Source organism: Flagellimonas algicida (genome assembly GCF_049629585.1).
GTDB lineage: Bacteria > Bacteroidota > Bacteroidia > Flavobacteriales > Flavobacteriaceae > Flagellimonas.
The window spans coordinates 1,087,285-1,106,864 of the sequence record NZ_JBMYIX010000002.1; the positions used below are offsets into that span (position 1 = coordinate 1,087,285).

Annotated in this window: 15 protein-coding genes; 6 read left to right on the forward strand and 9 right to left on the reverse strand. The window is 43.7% G+C overall.

From position 1 onward, the window contains the following. Positions 1-180: 180 nt before the first annotated feature. Positions 181-912, forward strand: a complete 732-nt coding sequence (locus ACPD8L_RS13725; protein WP_147300787.1) for a hypothetical protein — start codon at positions 181-183, stop codon at positions 910-912. Positions 913-1,410: 498 nt separating this feature from the next. Here the strand turns inward: ACPD8L_RS13725 and ACPD8L_RS13730 are convergent, their stop codons facing one another. The 5 genes from ACPD8L_RS13730 to ACPD8L_RS13750 all read right to left on the reverse strand — a co-directional run bounded on the left by ACPD8L_RS13730 (position 1,411) and on the right by ACPD8L_RS13750 (position 9,494). Continuing rightward, positions 1,411-2,841, reverse strand: coding sequence for an SLC13 family permease (locus ACPD8L_RS13730; protein WP_423943839.1), 1,431 nt, complete (start codon positions 2,839-2,841; stop codon positions 1,411-1,413). 104 nt (positions 2,842-2,945) lie between these two features. After that, entirely contained in the window at positions 2,946-5,798 is a 2,853-nt protein-coding gene (locus ACPD8L_RS13735; protein WP_423943841.1) for a TonB-dependent receptor, read from the reverse strand. A 243-nt stretch (positions 5,799-6,041) separates the two neighbouring features. Continuing rightward, positions 6,042-7,733, reverse strand: a complete 1,692-nt coding sequence (gene lysS, locus ACPD8L_RS13740; RefSeq protein WP_423943842.1) for a lysine--tRNA ligase — start codon at positions 7,731-7,733, stop codon at positions 6,042-6,044. Between the two features lie 65 nt (positions 7,734-7,798). After that, on the reverse strand, positions 7,799-8,344 hold the full coding sequence (locus tag ACPD8L_RS13745; protein ID WP_423943843.1) for a thioredoxin family protein: 546 nt from the start codon (positions 8,342-8,344) through the stop codon (positions 7,799-7,801). Positions 8,345-8,444: 100 nt separating this feature from the next. Beyond that, a complete protein-coding gene (locus ACPD8L_RS13750; protein WP_423943844.1) occupies positions 8,445-9,494 on the reverse strand; it encodes a helix-turn-helix domain-containing protein in 1,050 nt (349 codons plus the stop codon). Positions 9,495-9,585: 91 nt separating this feature from the next. On the opposite strand from ACPD8L_RS13750, the gene ACPD8L_RS13755 reads away from it, so the two are divergent. Genes ACPD8L_RS13755 through ACPD8L_RS13770 form a run of 4 tightly spaced genes read left to right on the forward strand, consistent with a single transcriptional unit; the run spans position 9,586 to position 11,713 of the window. Further along, positions 9,586-9,741, forward strand: coding sequence for a YqaE/Pmp3 family membrane protein (locus ACPD8L_RS13755; protein WP_116216135.1), 156 nt, complete (start codon positions 9,586-9,588; stop codon positions 9,739-9,741). Positions 9,742-9,748: 7 nt separating this feature from the next. Continuing rightward, on the forward strand, positions 9,749-10,489 hold the full coding sequence (locus ACPD8L_RS13760; RefSeq protein WP_116216134.1) for a hypothetical protein: 741 nt from the start codon (positions 9,749-9,751) through the stop codon (positions 10,487-10,489). 31 nt (positions 10,490-10,520) lie between these two features. After that, a complete protein-coding gene (lipB, locus tag ACPD8L_RS13765; protein WP_116216133.1) occupies positions 10,521-11,237 on the forward strand; it encodes a lipoyl(octanoyl) transferase LipB in 717 nt (238 codons plus the stop codon). A 20-nt stretch (positions 11,238-11,257) separates the two neighbouring features. Beyond that, positions 11,258-11,713 (forward strand): HIT family protein, encoded by a 456-nt coding sequence (locus ACPD8L_RS13770; RefSeq protein WP_423943847.1) that lies wholly within the window; start codon positions 11,258-11,260, stop codon positions 11,711-11,713. 80 nt (positions 11,714-11,793) lie between these two features. On the opposite strand, the gene ACPD8L_RS13775 is transcribed toward ACPD8L_RS13770, so the two are convergent. From ACPD8L_RS13775 to ACPD8L_RS13790, 4 genes are all read right to left on the reverse strand, one after another. Further along, positions 11,794-12,486 carry a TapB family protein gene (locus ACPD8L_RS13775; RefSeq protein WP_116216131.1) on the reverse strand — a complete coding sequence of 231 codons (693 nt, stop codon included), beginning with the start codon at positions 12,484-12,486 and terminating at the stop codon, positions 11,794-11,796. Positions 12,487-12,498: 12 nt separating this feature from the next. Further along, the gene (locus ACPD8L_RS13780) at positions 12,499-13,821 is read right to left on the reverse strand and encodes an OmpA family protein (RefSeq protein ID WP_423943849.1); all 1,323 of its coding nucleotides are present in this window, start codon (positions 13,819-13,821) and stop codon (positions 12,499-12,501) included. 127 nt (positions 13,822-13,948) lie between these two features. Then, on the reverse strand, positions 13,949-16,402 hold the full coding sequence (locus tag ACPD8L_RS13785; protein ID WP_421810068.1) for a ribonuclease HII: 2,454 nt from the start codon (positions 16,400-16,402) through the stop codon (positions 13,949-13,951). A 29-nt stretch (positions 16,403-16,431) separates the two neighbouring features. Next, the gene (locus tag ACPD8L_RS13790) at positions 16,432-17,028 is read right to left on the reverse strand and encodes a ribonuclease HII (RefSeq protein ID WP_421810067.1); all 597 of its coding nucleotides are present in this window, start codon (positions 17,026-17,028) and stop codon (positions 16,432-16,434) included. A gap of 146 nt (positions 17,029-17,174) precedes the next feature. On the opposite strand from ACPD8L_RS13790, the gene ACPD8L_RS13795 reads away from it, so the two are divergent. Next, complete coding sequence (locus tag ACPD8L_RS13795) at positions 17,175-19,268, forward strand: putative porin (protein WP_423943851.1); 2,094 nt, start codon at positions 17,175-17,177, stop codon at positions 19,266-19,268. Positions 19,269-19,580 lie beyond the last annotated feature (312 nt).

A 19,580-nucleotide genomic window follows, 5' to 3' on the forward strand; every position in this document is an offset into this window, starting at 1 on the left:
TTTTGTGAAATGATGCAATCCTTGGGAGTCCTGCGTTTTACTAATGATTCGAGTTAAAACCCCATGTATGTCTGGGCTGAACGGGCATCTGGTTTTTGTGAAAAATTTCAAAATACTGTAACAATCTAGAAGTTGAGCAGTCTTATAAGCATATCATCAATCAAAAAATTCAATCAAAAAATGAACAAGTTATTATTAATGTATGGATGTGTACTTTTAAGTAGTTCCGCCATAGCCGCAGACCAACAACCCGGTGTGGTCCAACAATCGAAACCGGAGACCAAAAGCACTTTTGAAAACAGTTTTACAGCATTGAATATTAATGCTGATTGGAACGAAACGACCTTTAATTTTTCCGATGGGACAAATACAGGGTTCTATGAACTGAATTTGGACGAAATAGAGTTTATGGAGGAAGAAATGGATATGGACCTTGGGTTCAATACCTCAGAGTATCTTCCCAAGGGCTTTAACCCCTATGAAACCTATTTTGATTTGAATTCCGTTATATACCTAGAGAGCGAAGTTGAACTGGATCTAGGGTTTGACACCCAGAACTACCTTCCCAATGGGTTTGATCCCTACACCGAAGTAGTGGATGTACATGGAATCAACTTTCTTGAGGAAGAAGACATGGAGTTGGGTTTCAATACATGGGATTATCTCCCGGAAGGATTCTCTCCCTATGAGGTCTATGTGGATTTGAACACCATTGCCTACATCGAGGACGATGTGGAACTGGAACTTGGTCTGGATACCGAGTACATGCTTCCTGAGGATTTTGATCCCTACACCAATGTTATTGAAATCGCATCGGTGAACTATATGGAAGATGACGAAGTGGAATTGGGTTTTGATACATCCAAGTATCTGCCCGAAAACTTTGATCCCTACGCGGGTCAGACGAGGTAAAATGAGTTGGTTTTCATTTTACAATTTTTTTGAATTAGGAAGGCCCTCTTTTTGAGGGTCTTTCATCTTCAAAATGCTGATTAACAAAAATATAACACAAAAATCAGCAAAGCGCAGAAAGCAAAGAAACAGCACTTATTTTGTCAATCCATTAAATTTTGAAAACAAAGGACGAAGGTCTTTCAACGGATGATGGACAAGTTTGACAATGTTATTTTCGTGTTGCTTTTCCTACTACGTTAACAAAAAACTAATTATAATAATCTTCACTATTTAGGGTTATATCTTTGTAGTGTTATTAAAAATAGACGCCACGATGGTAAACAGGTGACGTCGCTTTCAAATCTTTCCGAAGTACTCTGAAAAGATGAAAAATGAACAAGTTGAACCAAGGAGGATTTAAAAAGTATGTATTGGAATAGAGTTGAGTTAGTTTCTACTATTTTTTTGAGTTAGTTAGTTTGTCAATGCCCTTCCCATCGGAGGGGCATTGTTTTTTTAGAACAATACTGGAATCACAAACTGGAACACCAATATCAAAAGGAGTACCGCTATCAGGTTCAAGATGATGCCTACCCGGGCCATTTGGGCAATTTTTACGTGCCCGCTGGCAAATACAATGGCATTGGGAGGTGTGGCCATAGGCAGCATAAAGGCACAGCTGCTGGCAATGGTAACCGGGATCAAGAGGTAGAGGATGGGAATGTTCAACCCTAAGGCAATACCTGCCACCACAGGGGCCAAAACTGCGACAAGGGCCACATTGCTCATGAGTTCCGTCATAAACAACATCAGGAAAATCAATAGGGAAGCGGTCAGAATAATGCTTATCTCGCTTTGCGCAATGGCGTTGGCCACCATATCCACTATACCGCTACTGGACATGCCCTGTGCCAAGGCGAGTCCACCTCCAAACAAGATCAATATGCCCCAAGCCAATTTGCTGGTGTCCTTCCATTCAATAATAAAGTCTCCTCTTTTTAGGCTATATGGAACGGAGAACAAGGCAAGGGCCGCAAAAATACTGATCATGGTATCGGTTAGACCTAGGTCGGGAAAAATACTGTTGATCAAGGTCCGGAAGATCCATAGGAATACGGTAACTCCAAATATGGCCAATACCAGTTTTTCCTTGCCCGAAGTAGGGCCCAATTTCTCCAACTCCGATTGTATGACCTCTTTGGAAGCATTGAACTTCAAATCTCGGTTGGGATACATCCATTTTACCAAGACCAAGTAGCAAATACTGATCATTACAATGGAAAAGGGAAGTCCTATGGTCATCCATTTTAAAAAGGAAATCTCGGTATTGTATTCGTTTTCCAAAAGCCCAATGAGTACCGAGTTGGGCGGGGTGCCGATCACGGTGGCTATACCACCCGCATTGGCCGAAAAGGCAATTCCGAGCATAACACTCAGGGCAAAATTCTGGTCGTTTTTGGTGAAACCATCCTCATCATTGATCAATAAATTGATCACGGATAGGGCAATGGGCAGCATGACCACGGTACTGGCCGTATTGCTGATCCACATGCTCAGCGAGCCCGTGGCGATCATAAAGCCCAAGATTACCTTGTTGGGTGTGGTACCTGTCAATTTTATGATGTTGAGCGCTATGCGCCGATGCAGATTTACCTTTTCCAGGGCCAAGGCCATGACAAACCCTCCAAAGAAGAGAAATACAATGGGGCTCCCATAATTGGCCCCCACTTCGGCAATGGGCAATATTTTAAGTATGGGCAACAACAGCAAGGGGAGAAGTGCTGTGACTGAAATGGAGACCGCTTCGGTAATCCACCAAATCAGCATCCATACGGCAACGGAAATTACGGCATCCCCTTTTTCCGAAACCAGTTCCACGGGCAAATTAACAAGAATAAGAAAGGCGATAGGCCCAAGAAAGAGCCCTAGTTTTTTGCTTAGTTCCATTGAGGTCCTAAGCTATGCTTTTTTAGGAAAACTTGAAAATTCAGTTTTCATTTCAAAAAAAGCCCCAACAAATGTGGGGCTTTATATGGAGGGTGATATAACAATTATCTTATTTTAAACGTGAGCCTTCCAAAAACGTGTCGCCCATTTGTGCCGAACTGCACCGACCGTCTTGAGTAGATAAACCTTCCATCGGATCTAAAGGCTGGGTCGTTTTCGTCTGGATACACATCAAGGAGATTATTGGCCCCAACCGTAAGCCTTAGATTGCTTGAAAAATTATAACCCACAGTAAGATCGGTGATGATTTTTCCACCAAAGGTGGTGTCTATGGTTGGGTCATCGTTGTTGGTAGCTTCCTCGACTTCACCAAAATATCCATTTCGTAAAAAGAAGTTCCAGTGGTCTCCTACCTTTAGGTTATGGGAGAGATTTCCTTTGGTGGTAGGAACCGCAGATTCCAAATAAATTCGACTGGTGGGGTCAAAATAGGTGTCACTTAATCCTGCATTGGCAACAGCCTCGGGAACCTTTACTTTTTCTACCGTAGTTTCTGAAAAGGTAAAGGCCAAGGTATTGGTCAATGAAATTTCGTCTGAAAGGGTTGCCTTGTGGTCAATTACAAGGTCTATCCCCTTGGTTTGGGTATCCACCGAATTGGCAAAGAACGCAGCTTGGGTTGCATTGGCTTGCTGAAACAGGTTGGCCAGTTCCGCATTTCCATTGTCATCAAATTGCCCGGTCAATATGACCCGGTCATCTATGTTGACCAAGTACCCGTCCAAGGTGATTTTAAGGTTGGCACTGGGCACTCTGGCCGTGAAACCAACCGTTCCCCCAAAAGAAGTCTCTTCCTTTAGGGTTTCTATGCCCAAAAGGCGGGCCACCCTTGATGTGTTGGAGAAAATCCCCACCTCATTGGGTATACCGTCAACAAACAATGTGGATGTAGAACTGTAGTGGATTTGGTGCAGGGAAGGTGCCCTGAACCCAGTTTGTAATCCACCTCTGATATTGAAATTTTCCGAGGCTTTTATCCGGGAAGCCAGCTTAAAGTTCAAGGTTCCCCCGAAGTCGGAGAAATTTTCATAACGGACGGCTCCGCTCACCAAAATACTTTCTGTAAAATCTGCCTCCACATCAAAATAACCAGCAATGGCATTTCTAAAAGCATCCACTTCATTGTCAGGTTTAAAACCAGGGAACACTTGGATGCCGCCGGGACGGGAAGAACCAAAAAAGTCTGTAGGAACCATAGAATCGGGGTCCGTGGGATCATGCACATTTCCTAGGGTGTTGTATTGTGCATAAGACACTTCTTCTCCAGCTACAATGGCATAGTTCTCTACTCGATATTCTGCACCAAAGGCAATGTTGAGACCGGCCAAAATATCATCGAAAAACTGACTCATATCAAAATTGGTGGTGTTTTCACTGTAGTTGAAACCTCCCGAATCTGCTTCAAAAGGAGTGGAGTTGGCCAAAGAGGCATTGTTGGAATTGGTGATGCGATACAAAAATTCATTTCTTCCGTAGGAGTTACTAAAATCAACATTCCAATCGCCCAACATACCTTTTATCCCAAATGCCACTGATTGATCGGAGATGTTTGAGTTGATCTCTGGTAGAAATCCATTGAGATAGGCAGGGGTATAGGTTCTGGATTGGTTGGGCAATCGGTAAAACCCTGCGGCAGTACCAGTTTTAAAGCTAAGTCCCCCAAAACTGTACAGTTCCAAATTTTCACCCAATGGGATGGAAAGATTGGCAAAGAACTGTGCCCCGCGTATTTCGGACTGTCCTACCTGCATATTGAAATCGCTTCGTTGGAGGCCTCTGGCGGAGAGCTCGGAATCCGTGGCATCTGCACTGAGAATACCTTGAAGTTCCTCCTTGGTCTCATCGCCATTAAGGGTGATTCCTGCACTTCCGGCGTACTGGAAAATATCATCCAAATCGTCATCCAAAAGCAAGGAAATATCATAATTATCATTGGAAGCAACCCGTTCAATGCTGTTGTATGCATTAAAAATGGTGCCCTCCCATTCCTGCATGCGATTGGTGGAACCTCTGTAATTAAAGTTTCCTGTGAAATTGATGTATCCTCCATCCTCGCCAATGGGGAGACCGTAGTTGAGCCCTAGGTTTACCTTTTCACCGTCTACACTTTTATCAGGGCCATGTTCACTGGTGAAATTGGCCCCAGTGGTCAAGTCTACCTGCAGTTCGTTCACACTCTTTTTAAGCACAATGTTAATGACTCCTGCAATGGCATCAGAACCGTATTGTGCCGCTGCACCGTCCCTCAAAATTTCAATGCGGGAGATGGAGTTGGATGGTATGGTCGTCATATCGGTTCCCACGCTACCGCGACCAAAGGTCCCATTTACATTGACAAGGCCAGTTTTGTGCCTTCTTTTTCCATTGATGAGCACCAATACTTGATCTGGCCCAAGTCCACGTAGCGAGGCTGGAGCGATGTGGTCGGTCCCATCCGAAATACTTTGCGGATTGGATGAAAATGAAGGGGCTGCATAGTTCAGGATTTCCGTAACGGATACTTGGGGAGCGGATTGTACCAATTCGGTAACGTCCAGAACATCCACAGGTACCGGGGTGTCCGTGGCGGTCCTATTGGCATTCCGTGAACCTACGACCACTACATTTTCCAATTCGAGTCCTGCTTGTAGGGTGACATTGAGTAGGGGACCGTCCACAGTTTTTTCTTGAGTATTGAAGCCAACATAGGAAAATACAAGGATATCGCCAGAATCTGCCTCTATGGTATATTTCCCATCGAAATCCGTAATGGTTCCCGTAGTTGTACCTTTTAATAAAATGGATACGCCTGGCAAAGGAATGTTTTGGTCATCATAAACCGTTCCGGTAATTTCTTGTGCCATGGTGGTTAATGTAGCCAAGAAGGCCAGAAAAAATGGTAGTTTCAATTTTTTCATGTCATTAGTTTTTAAGTTAGATATTATGATGGGGGCTGCTGAAATTCCTTTCATATTTCGAAGGAATTACCCATTAAGGTAAAGGTTTTTTTTAATATGGGTATTGAGGCACAGTACTTTAATGAAAAAACAAAGGCCCTAAATGGGCCTTTTATCTATGAAATTGCTAGATTGTAAATAGCGTTAAATATTGACTCAACCAACTGGATTTTTTAGTTCAATCAGCCGTGAAAGAATACTATTTTATCCAGTAAATTTGGCTAAAAGGGTATCGTCTACTTTCTCAATTTTTAAGAGCCCATGTTTGGATAGGCCTTTGGTGCTTTTATCCCATTTTTTTCCACTGAGACCGGCTTTTTCCTTGAGTTCTGCCAAGGGCATTTCGCCTAGAGGTTTGAGGAGGTCCATGATGATTTTTTCCTCCTCAGTAAGCTCCACTTTTTTCTTTTCGGGTCGCATTTGTGGGAAGAACAACACTTCTTGGATAGAGGAATTGTTGGTCATCAACATGACCAAACGGTCTATCCCGATCCCGATTCCAGAGGTTGGTGGCATACCATATTCCAAGGCACGGAGAAAATCCTGGTCTATGAACATGGCCTCATCATCCCCTTTTTCGGAAAGTTTGAGCTGATCTTCAAAACGCTCCCGTTGATCAATGGGATCATTGAGCTCCGAGTAGGCATTGGCGAGTTCCTTACCGTTCACCATCAACTCAAAACGCTCGGTAAGCGCTGGATTGCTGCGATGTTCCTTGGTCAAAGGACTCATTTCCTTGGGGTAGTCAATAATAAATGTAGGCTGTATGTAATGGTGCTCACATTTTTCCCCGAAGATTTCATCAATGAGTTTGCCCACACCCATGGTCTCGTCCACTTCAATGCCCAATTTTTTGGCCACTTCACGAAGTTCATCCTCGCCCATGCCCGCCACATCATAGCCGGTATGGATTTTTATGGCCTCCAAAATGGGAACCCTGGGATAGGGTGCTTTAAATTCTATGTCGTTTTCACCAACTTTTACCTTGGTGCTTCCCGTGGCATCCATGGCCACTTTTTCGAGTAACTCTTCAGTAGTGTCCATCATCCAGTTGTAATCCTTGTAGGCCACATAAAGCTCCATTACGGTAAACTCTGGATTGTGGGTACGGTCCATTCCTTCGTTACGGAAATCCTTTGCAAACTCATAGACACCATCAAAACCACCTACGATCAATCGTTTTAGATACAGCTCGTTGGCAATCCGTAGGTACAATGGGATGTTCAAGGCATTGTGGTGGGTCAAAAACGGACGTGCGGCCGCTCCACCGGGAATGGGCTGCAAAATGGGGGTTTCCACTTCCAAATATCCCTTTTCGTTGTAAAATTCACGGATACTATTGGTAATCTTGGTCCTTTTGATGAAGGTTTCCTTTACCTGCGGATTTACCACCAAATCCACATAACGTTGGCGGTACCTCAGTTCCGGATCATTGAAGGCGTCGTATACCTTTCCTTCGTCATTTACCTTTGGTAAAGGCAAGGGTCGCAAGGCTTTGCTCAGCAGGCTAAAGTTTTTTACCATCACGGTTTTTTCACCTACTTGGGTCTTGAACAATTCACCTTCAACCCCTATGATATCACCAATGTCCAATAGTTTTTTATAGACCTCGTTGTAGAGGGTCTTGTCGTCATCGGGGCATATTTCGTCCCGGTTAAAGTAGACCTGGATACGGCCATCGCTATCCTGAAGTTCGGCAAACGAGGCCTTCCCTTGGATTCTACGCGACATCAATCTACCGGAAATCACTACTTTCTTCCCTTCTTCAAAATCATTCTTGATGCTCTTGGAGGTGGCATCAACAGGATATAATGCTGCAGGATAGGGGTTGATTCCCATTTCCTTGAGTTTGGTCAATTTTTCCCTTCGAACGATTTCTTGTTCCGATAGTTGCATAGTCTATAAAAAATTAAAGCGCAAAATTACACTTTTGCGCTTTAATATCTTGCCTTGTCCCGGTCTTAATGTGTATAATTGGGGATGTAGGGTCTTTCGTGGACGATTTGGGCGATGTCTTCCTCCAAATTTTCCAAGGGTCGTTCCACAATGCGGTTTACCTCCTTGCCATTTTTATAGAAGACCATGGTAGGGACTTTTATGATGTTGAGCCCTTTTTCCTCACCGGTGGGACTTTTCTTGTAATGCTCCCTCCTTCGGTCCAAGGCAATGATATGCAATTGGTCCATGGGAAACCCTGCGGTCTCCAAGATTTTAATGAAGCGGGGTGTTTCCCTTTTGCTGTCCCCGCACCAGGTGCCCAAGAATAGGGTAATGGTATAATCGGACAGTTTTTCCTTGAAAAGGTTCACGATTGTACTGTCCACACGATAATCTTGATGGCCTTGAAGGTACCATTGTTGGTAGGGTTGACTTCGGAAGCCTTCCAAATTGATTTTACCGACGAGAAACCGTTTCCCGTCCTCTTGGACAATTTCCTGATTGAATTCTTGGGCAAATAGCATTGCGGTACAGAGTAGCATACATGTTGTAAGAATGATGTTTTTCATAGTTCTTTTGATTATGGATTGGAATCGAAAATTCTATAAAAACAACGCCCAAGGCTGATTTTATGGGATGGAAATGGGGACTAGACCCCGGGTTGAAATTTTATTTCTTGAGGAGATGTGAAATCTCCTCGCGGGTGGAGACCCCCAATTTTTTGTAGAGATTATTGATGTGGGTTTTCACCGTGCTCAGGCTTATGAACAATTCTGTGGCAATCTCTTTGTTGCTCTTGTCCTGAAGAATGCCCTGTGCAATTTTCCGCTCTTGTGGGGTGAGTTGTTGATAATGGGATTGCGTTTTTTTTTGCATCTGCATTTTTCGTGTGGCCAAGAAGTACACATTGGCCAATAGGGATAGGATCAAAAGGGTCAATAGCACCCATTTCCATGGCCAAAATTTGGAGGTGTCCGCACTTCCCAATTGGCTGTCCATTGCAATTTCGGTTACAAATTCCTCTGTGAACCCTGCATCGGGATAGGTGGTCTGCAACCGTTTGGAAAGTGATGTATAGTATGGGTTTGAGGCAACATCTTTGAGGTAGTGGGTGTAGGTTTCATTTCTTTTGTCCGAAAGAAAATCATAAATAAAGAGCTCCACTAAAGGCTCATTGGAGTTTTGTCCGAAGGTATGCAAAGTCTTGAACCACTTTTTTGTATTGAGGTTTTGGTTGGTGGCACTGGGGTATCCCATAAAATCATACGCCATTTCCTCTTTCAAGGCTTCCACTTCCAACAGCAGGTTGGATTTTGGATTGGTAGAGGTAATGGTGCAAAGCGGTTGGTCATCAAAAGAAGTAGGGAAATATAGGGTATCCTGGTTATTGGCGATAAAGACTACACTTTGGCTGTTGTTGCATTCGCCCAAATAGTGCAAGGCTTCACCTTCATTGGTGCACCCATCCATGTGAATTCGGTAAACCCTATTTTTTATGGGCAAATTATCCCCTTCAAATTGAAAATGCCCCAGTGAGTCCACCTGGGCCTTTTTGATGATTTGATCTAGATAAATACGGGATGACTTTCGGTAGTTTTCCACCAAAGATAAATAGACCGTTTGTCCAGAGTGGTTTTGGGAAAGCTCCCCCGAAAACTGGTACTGTCCCCTTAGCGTGGGGGAGGCCAACAAGACCAGTAAGAACACCAAAAGCCGCATATCAAAATCAATAAGGTTTAAAAGTAAGGGTTTTGTGTAACAAATACTCCGATTTGGATACTAATAGGTATCATCAATCAAAATCAAGATCATGAGTTTTTGGAGAGTAGTATTGGCTATTTTTTTTCCACCCCTTTCCGTAATCGGGAAAGGTTGTGGCTCTTTTTTAATTGTGTTACTTTTGACCCTATGTGGCTGGGTTCCGGGAGTTATAGGAGCATTGGTCATTCTTAATAACACTAACTGAAATCAGTATGAAGCGTACCCAAATCTTGGTTTGTGCCCTCGTGGCCATTTTTACCTGTTCCTGTAATTTTACCGAAGAGATCCATATCAAGGAAGATGGATCGGGGAAACTGTCCATTAATTTTGACGGCTCCGAACTTATGCAAATGGCAGGGGATGAAATGGCGCAGACCAATGAAAAGCCCGTTGATAGTATTATTTCATTCAAAGAATTATTGGAAGAAAAGCGTGATAGTATTGCTGAGCTTACCCCAGAAGAGCAGGCCAAGCTAAAGCGTTTGGAGCATTTTAACCTGCATATGGTCATGAATCCCGAGGAGAAAATCATGAAGTTTGATCTGTTCAGCGAATTCAAAAACGTCAATGAGGTGAATGATGCCTTCAATACGTTCAAGGAGGCCGGTATGATGAATGCAGGGAAGGCCCAACAACAACCGGCACCCATGGCAGGTTCTGACCAGGCCACGGAAGTCAATTATACCTTTAAGGGAAATACCTTTTCGCGAAAAGCCAAAATTGTGGATGAGGAATTGTTCCAACAGAGCTTGGACAGTTTGGCGGGGGCAGAGATGTTCCTTTCTGGCTCTACCTATACCATTAAATACCATTTTCCAAAAAGAGTAAAATCTACGAACTTGGAAGAGGCCACGTTCAGTGCCGATGGCAAGACACTCATTTATGAAATGCCCTTTTTGGACCTGATGAAAGACCCTACCGCGTTGGACCTTCAAGTGGAGCTGGAAAAATAGATTTCCGCCCAAGCCTTCGTATCTTTGTGCGATGAACAAGAAAGTAAGGGTTCAGGACCTTGGACATAAGGATTACAAGGAAACGTGGGATTATCAAGAAGCACTTTTCAAGGATATTGTTGACCTAAAGGTCAAGAATCGAAGGGAAGACACCGATGTGGATACCCCCAACCATTTTTTGTTTGTGGAGCATCCCCATGTCTACACCTTGGGCAAAAGCGGGGATATAGGCAACCTTTTGGTGGATGAACAGGTGCTGAAGGCAAAAGGGGCCACTTTTTACAAGATCAATAGGGGAGGGGACATCACTTATCACGGCCCGGGGCAAGTAGTGGGCTATCCCATTTTGGATTTGGATAATTTCTTTACGGATATCCACAAATACCTTCGATTTTTGGAAGAGATGGTCATCTTGACCTTGGCCGAATATGGCCTAAAAGCCGAACGCTCCGAAGGGGAGACCGGCGTTTGGCTGGATGTGGGCACTCCCTTTGCCCGAAAAATATGTGCCATGGGCGTACGGGCCAGCCGGTGGGTCACCATGCACGGTTTTGCCCTGAACGTCAATGCCGACCTAGGGTATTTTGACCTTATGATTCCCTGTGGGATAAAAGACAAGGCCGTGACTTCCCTTAATGTGGAACTCGGGAAAAAGGAAGTGGATATGGAAGAGGTGAAGCAAAAACTACTTAAACATTTTGTAACCCTTTTTGAAGCAGAGTTGATTTTTCAAAAAAGTGAGGTGTAGGATCCTATTAATAAGAAGGTATGGATAAGTGTATTTTTTGTGACATTGTAAATAATGAGTCACCAGCCCATAAAATATGGGAAGATGAAGAGCATGTCGCATTTCTATCAATATTCCCCAACACTGAAGGGTTTACTGTTGTTGCCACAAAAAGGCATCTACCGAGCTATTGTTTTGATCTAAGCAATGAGGATCTCACAAAATTGACCATTGCAGCTAAAAAAGTTGGAAAGCTTTTGGATGCAAAACTGGAAGGGGTAGGTCGTACAGCTTTAATGATGGAGGGGTTTGGGGTTGACCATGCACATGTTAAGCTGTTTCCAATGCATGGAACTGCAAAAATTGAAGAATGGACTCCGTTTATCTCAAATCAAACAAAATATTTTGATAAGTACGAGGGATATATATCTTCTCATGATTGTGAAAGGGCTGATGATAGTGATTTGGTTAGGCTTGCGGAGAGAATAAAGGATTAAGATTGGGGTAATCCAATTAGATTTGGACGTTTTCGTTTTACAATAAAAAAACCGAGGCTGGCCTCGGTTCTTTATTTTGCTTATTGGTTGTAAGCCGTCAGCTCCATACTTGCGATGAGCGTTCCCTTTTTATTGTAGGATTCCTGTTTTACCATCCCTACGCCTTTGGCAAGCCACACCCTTGAAGGCATGGTCTGGTTGGCCATCATCATTTTGGTGCGGGTCTCGCTGTATATGACAAAACAGTCAAAGGTGCCCGCTGGGGTGGTCACGGTTTCTTCTTTTTCCACTTTTCGGTTGATGGTCTCCACGTTCATGTTCATGTTCATGGCCCCGCCCATTTTCATCTGTACGTTCACGTTGCCATCGGGGAGCTCTTGGCCCACTCCAAGATTACCAGGGAGTTCCACATCCGTTCCCGAAACTTCCACTTCCATGTCGCCCATCTGCCGCAACATTTGCTCGTTCATTAGGGATTTAAAGTCAATTTTCACTCTATCCCCGTCACAGGTAACCTTGTATTCGGAGTCGTAGGTATTGCCTTTTCTGTCCTCCAATTGCATCACCATGGTTGCGGTGACGTTGTCTCCCGACCCATTTACATTGGTGACCTTGTAATTGATTTTTCCTTCTTCCTTTCCTTTTTTGTCGTAGCTGGTATATTCAAAGTTTGCACCTTCCACTAAAGGATAATAGTGGCTACAGTTGGATTGTCCCAATGCAATGCCCATGGAGAACATTGTAGTGAGGAATGCAAGAAAATAGTGTTTCATGATATTGTGTTCTTATTGTTTTATGAATTCAACCCTTCTATTCTGTGCTTTGCCATCTGGGGTATTGTTGTCCCCTACGGGTTCGCTTTCCCCTTTTCCTTCGGAAGTCAATCGGTCTGCGGACACCCCATAAACGGATACAAGGGCATTTTTTACAGCATCGGCCCTGTTCTTGGATAGTTTTAAGTTGCTCTCATCGGAACCGTCTGCATCGGTGTGGCCCACAATCTTTAGCTTCATGGAAGCTTCTTGGACCAGTACTTGTGATATTTGGCGGATGATGCCCATGGATTGCGGTTGTATGTTGGCCGAACCTACATCGAAAAGGATCCCATTGGTGGATACCTTGCCATCGGAAAGGAGTTTTCTGCGAAGGTCTACCCCTCCTTCGGCCACTTTAAGATTGGAGATGAAGATTTTCTCCTTTCCATCTTTAAGTCCGTTGACATTGAACTTAAGGGTGGTCAATTTGTTTTGTGGAACCAAACGGGGAATGTCCACATATTTTTCCTCGTTCACCCAAAGGCGGAAGCGGGCCTTGTTTACCGCAATGGAGATATGGGGCTGGTTGAGCACGGCTTGCCGTATATCGGATCGGACCTCACTATTGATTGCAGTTCCCTCTCCGTAGACGTAGTTTCTTGCCCGTATTCCGAATGCGGCATACTGACCTACGGGGAGCCAAACTTCGACATAATGGTTGCCAGCCTTGAAGTTGGCATCATCACTTAGGCTGACTTCAATGCCTGCTGTGGATGATGTCTGGTTGTCCATACCGTAGGTCAGCAAGTCGAACTCAATGGTATATTCCTCGGGTAGTGCGGGCATGTTGGGAATATAATGGATGCCGTATCCCGGAACAAGCTCCATCCAGCGCTGTGGGGAATCATCTATGGTGACAACCTCGCCACTACCGTTGGTGTTCCATTTGGAAGGGAAGTCCCCTATAAAGTCTTTGGAATAGTCGTCGAAGAACATGAGTTTGTCGCCCGGGACATAATCGAACTTACTATATACGGTAATGCTCTTGGCTTGTGGGGCTGAGGCTCCTCCGGTATTAGTGTTATTGCCGGAATTGTTACCCGTAGTATTGGTGGGCGAATCGTTTCCTTGGGGAGTGTTGGGACCTTGCTTTTCGCCAGAGCCCGGTTCCAAAATACTGTCCAAGGCCTGGTCGGTCTTTTCGCTTGTTTCTTTTTCAACCCTTCGTTCAATGGTGCGCTGTGCGGCTTTTTCGGCTTTTTTACCTAGTTTTTTTAAGAATTGGGCATTGACGCTGGAGCCAATCACCAGAGCAATCAGCAAACTGAGGAAGGTTTTGCTTGAGGTTTTCATTACAGTGTACTTTAGTTGTGGTTTTGATGAAAAATAATTCCATCTAAAGTACTAAATAACATTCCTCAATGAGGGTTAAAATGTGTAACTCGTACAAACCAATGTATAAGCCGTAGTGAAGCTATTCTTAATTCATTTTATATACGATCAATGAATTCTCTTGATCTTTGGCCACCAACTCCAATTTTCGGTCGTTATCCATGTCCGTTAGGTCAATAAGGGAGTTTCCGAACACGGGAAAATTGGGAATGGGCTCGGCTTGGCTATCGAACAAATATATTTTTTGGTTTTGGATATCGGTCACGCTCACATAAATCTTATCGTAGATGTAGAAAATCTTGGGTTTTGAATACACACCTAGGTCCAACTCTACTTTTTTGCCTTTAATGCTAAGGATATTGTCATCCATGAACACCAAGGTGTTGCTTGTGGCATACATGCCATGGTCTTTGTTGAGGTTAAAATTGGTAGCGGTGAGTTTGCCATTGGTGTCAATTTGGTGGAGCACCCCTTTTTTGTTGGTCATGGAAAACTTATTCTTGTACAGAAACACTTCGTTGCTGGAAAAATCTATCTTTTCTGCAACTTTTATACGATCCTTTCCGGTCCTGTGTAGGATTTTTAGGGTCTGGTCCTCCAATTGGAACACCAGATAATCCCTATTGGCCATCCTAAAATGTTTTGGGGCGGCAATGATGGGACTGGAAGCTTCGGTAAAAGTGAATCCGCCCACAACCTTTGCCTTGTTGTTATACATATGGACCTTTCTGCCTTGGGTAATTACAAACCGGTAGTCTTTTCTTCCATCGTAATCGAAGATAGCCAATGGATTTAGGTTGCCCCCTTCAAAATTGATCTTGAACGGAGGGACATCCTCGCCATTTCGATCTATGATCATGAATTGATTGCTGGTGCAAAAGGCCAACTGAAGCCTTCCGTTTTTGTAAATATCAACTTGTTGGATGGGACCACGGATTCTACTGTCCAGTTGTTTGGTCCATAGTACTTTGCCTTCGGTGGAGATCAAGTAAAGGACATTGTTGCGGTCCTGCACCACAATTTCTTGCTTATTGGTCCTGTGGTTTTTTACAAATTGGGGGTCAATGGCCAGGTCCGTATCCAATTCCAAGGTGAACAATGGGGTCACTGTATTGGAGGTTACCTTTTTTCCCACTTTGGATACCAATAGATTGAGATGGGCAAAATCGCTGTCGCCCACAATCTGCGAAGCAAAGGCATATTCGTCCAAATTCGTTTTCTGGATAGGTTCAAAAAGCTTGGGGGCCAGTTCTTGTTCGGCAAAGAAATCAATACCGGAATCCGTTGAGACAAACAACATACTGGATTCGTTGGCCAAAGGGGCCTTTGCGGTTTGGAATATGGGGCTGTTGCTAAACGAGGTACCACTACTGTGATTGTTAATGATGGTCTGCAAAGCCTCTTTGTTCTCGGAAAAAACAAAGCTGTTTTCCAAGATGGTGCAATAGTTGGCCTCAAATCCGGAAACCAACGGGGCAAAGCCCTCTATCAATAAATTTTTCTTTTGCAGTTCAATGATTTCGCTGCCTTGGTAGGATTGTGATGAAGCCTTGTCCCGATCCAAAAAGTCCGAGAGACTTTCGGTGCCATACGAATTCAAGAGTACCACCTTTTGGTTGTTCAAGTAAATAATGCCCACTTCCTCTATGGTATTAAAAAGAGAATCCACTGGTTTTATGCGGTCCAAATAGGTGTTCTGGTTCTTGGCAAAAACCTGATAATCATCAAACGTATAAGAAAGAATGGCTTGCGCGTTCAATGGGGCATACAGTGGGGTTTTATTGGCAAGTGGCGCCGTACCCTTGAACAGATTGATGAAATTTTTGGTGGAATCCGGGGCCATGGCGATGCCGTTGAGGCTCACCTCGTCCGAATTGGCCGTAAAATCAAGGGATACCCATTCCGAAAAAGGCTTACCATTTTTATTATTGTCGTTCAAGGACAGAAGCGATGGGTTTCCGTCCAAGTTCAAAAACAATGTGGCCGATTTGTTAATGCCCGAAGTTTCATAAAGCTTCTCCAAAGTAGGGTTGATGGGAGTACTGCCCTTGGCCCGTATCATGTTTTCCATAAGCATCTGTGAAGAGCCAAGGATCATATCGCCATCGTGGGCCATGGCGAACACCTCGTAACTGTCCAAACTGTATTTTGTTAGGTCTCTGCCTTCATAGGAAAGGGTCTCAACGGTTTTGTCGGTTCCCTCTTGCACATTGAAGAGGCCTGGGTTTTTGCTGGTTATCAGGACAAAATCGTAATTGTCCTTGCCCATTTCATAAAAAGCAAGAACGCATGGTTGGTCCGTGGATACATGTTCCATCCCATCCAGTTTGTCCATAAGCTCGTCATGGATGGAAAAACCTTTGGTCTTCCCCAAGAAGGCATTGTTCTTGAGTTCGCTCTTAAAATTGGCCAGATTGTTGATCTTAATGATCAAAGCGGCGTTGGGAGGCAGGTGGTCCAATAACGAATCTTTGGTCTTTACCTCGGTTTTGCAGGATAGGATGAAAAGTGGGAGCAAGCAAAAAAGTACCTTACGTCTCATTTTTGAAGTTTGGAACAAAGTTAGAATTTTTAAATATCCAGAGTCAATTGTTCGGGTAGCTGTCTGAAGCTTTTTCTGTGATATGGCGTCAATCCGTATTTTTTTATGGCCTCTCGGTGTTCTTTGGTGGGATATCCTTTGTTCTTTTTCCAATTGTACATGGGGAATTCCTCATGGATTTGCGCCATGTATTCGTCCCGATATGTTTTTGCCAATACCGAAGCGGCGGCAATACTCATATATTTGCCATCACCTTTGATGATGCATTCATGGGCAATGGAAGGGTAGGGTTTAAACCGATTCCCATCCACTAAAATAAAGCTGGGTTTATGGGGCATGCTGTCAAGGGCCCGGTGCATGGCCAAGAAGGATGCGTTGAGAATATTGATTTCATCAATTTCACCCTGAAAAACATGGCATACCGAGAAAGAAACGGCTTCCTGCTCCAAAATGGGTCGGAGGGCATCCCTCTTGGTTTCGGTAAGCTGTTTGGAATCGTTTAGAACGTTGTTGGAGAAACCTTCGGGAAGGATAATGGCGGCCGCGGTCACGGGTCCGGCCAAACAGCCTCTTCCCGCTTCATCGGTTCCCGCTTCGTTCGGATGTTTATATAGTGCCTGTAGCATGTTGGTCAATGAAGGTGAAAGATAAGGGCTCATTTGTTCAACACCAAATGTTGGACTTCGCACTGTACGCTGGTATTACTTGCTGGGAAATTTTTCACATTTCTTTAGAAACAAAACATATACCTTTGTCAGACCAATACCATGGAATGAGATTTCTATTTTTTGCCCTACTCTTTTTTTTGGGACAGGTTCTTTTTGCACAGCAGGATTCCATACCCCCGCAAAAGGAGACAGACTCTTTAAAAATTGCCGAGAAGGATTCTTTGCTGGTTCAGCAGATGGATTCTATAAAGGTGGCAAAGAAAGGCCCCCCAAAAACAGAACAAAAAGATTCTTCGTTACAGGTTGATCCTGAAAAAAGGAGCAGGTTTATACGGATGGAGAAGAAAATAGTGGAGGCAGACTCTGTTTCCATTGCTGATTACAAAATCATTTCCTACGCTAGGGATACTACCATTTTGGATACGACCCTTACTATATATAAAGAGTACAAATACAATTATATAAGGGAGGACGATTTTGAGTTGATGCCTTTTGCCAATATGGGGCAACCCTATAATGAATTGGGAAAAACCTTTTCTAAAGGATCTTACTACCCCCGTATGGGTGCAACCGCCAAACACGCCAGATATTTTGAGGTGGAAGATGTGGATTATTATAACGTGGCAACGCCCATGACCGAGCTCATGTTCAAGACATCCATGGAGCAAGGGCAGTTCTTGGATGCCATGTTGACTTTTAATACCTCCAAGCGGTTCAATGCTTCGTTGGCGTTCAATGGTTTTAGATCCTTGGGGAAGTATAGGTATGAGCAGGCCCGATCAGGAAATTTTAGGACAACCTTTAATTATATCACTAAAAATGGCAGGTATGCGGTTCGGGGCCATATTGCGGCACAGGAATTGGAAGGACAGGAAAATGGGGGATTGTTGAACCGAAATCAGTTTGAAGAAGATTTGCCCGATTTTCAAGATAGATCTAAAATTGATGTGCGGTATACCAATGCCAACAATAGGGTTTTAGGGAAGCGGTATTTCTTTGACCAGCGTTACAAATTGGTCAACCATAAAAAGGATTCCACCGACACCAACCCGACGACTTTGACCATCGGCCACGAATTTACCTATGAAACCAAGCTGTACGATTTTGAACAATCAGCCCAGAACGATGCATTTGGGGATGACCCATTCTTGGTTCCCATTGAGGACAGGGCAAGGTTGAAGACCATGTTCAATAAGGGTAGTGTGGAGTTTTCCAATAGGACTTTGGGTAAGTTGACGGGGAGCGCCAGCTTGTACAATTACAACTATTACTTCAATAGAATTATAATAACAGAGGAAGGAACCATCCAAAATAAATTGGATGGACAGGAAATTGCCGTAGGTGGGGTGTATTCAAAACGTATTGGTCCGCTGTCTTTGTATGGCGATTTAAACTATACGGTGGTAGGTGATCTTACGGGGAATACATTAAATGCCGGGGTTGGTTATCGGTTGAGCAAAAACAATACAGTGTTTGGAGGTATCCACATGTCGTCCCGAATGCCGGATTTCAATTATCTATTGTATCAGAGTGATTACAGGAACTACAACTGGCAAAACACGGGCACTTTTGAAAAGCAGCAAGTGCAAAGTATAAAGGCCGGGTTTGATTCAAAACTATTCGGAAGGCTTGAAGCTGAGTTCAGCGCCATTGATAACTATACCTATTTCATGTCGACCGCCACCCAAGAACAAATAGATGATGCACAGGAGACCGCTTTTGTAAAACCTTTCCAAGAGTCATCCACCATAAACCATCTGCGGGCAAAATATACCAAGGAATTCAAATGGAGAAAATGGGCACTGGCCAATACGGTATTGTATCAAGAGGTTACGCAGGACAATCAAGTTTTGAACCTTCCCCAACTATTGACAAGGAACAGTCTGTATTTTTCAAGTGATGTTTTTAAGAAAGCAATGTATATCCAGACCGGGGTCACGTTCAAATACTTTACGGCATACAACATGAATGCGTATAATCCTCTTTTAGGGGAATTTTATATACAGAACAATGAAGAATTTGGGGGCTATCCGTTGCTGGACCTTTTTATTAATGCGAAGGTAAGGCAGACACGCATATACCTAAAGGCGGAGCATCTCAATTCAATCTTTTCGGAACCCAATTATTATTCGGCCCCTAACTATCCATATAGGGATTTTGTTATCCGTTTTGGACTGGTTTGGAATTTCTTTTCGTAAAAGAAAAAGTAAATTGAAAATAATGGTATCTGAAAAACAGCAGCTTACATTTTTAATGCATTTTTTTGAAAAAAAATACCTCAAAACATTTTGTGGAAAGAAAATAACGTGCGTATATTTGCACCCGCTTAGCTGATAAGGCAGGGCGCTTCTGAGAGGTCGAGAGGCCGGAAACGGAAGGAAAAAGAATAAAGAAGTTCATATACATATTGTAACGACAGCGTAAAGAGAATTAAGAACCATTTTGATGCGGGGACTCTGGTTTCCGGGTGTCGGACAGACATTCAAGGAAATACAATGAAGAGTTTGATC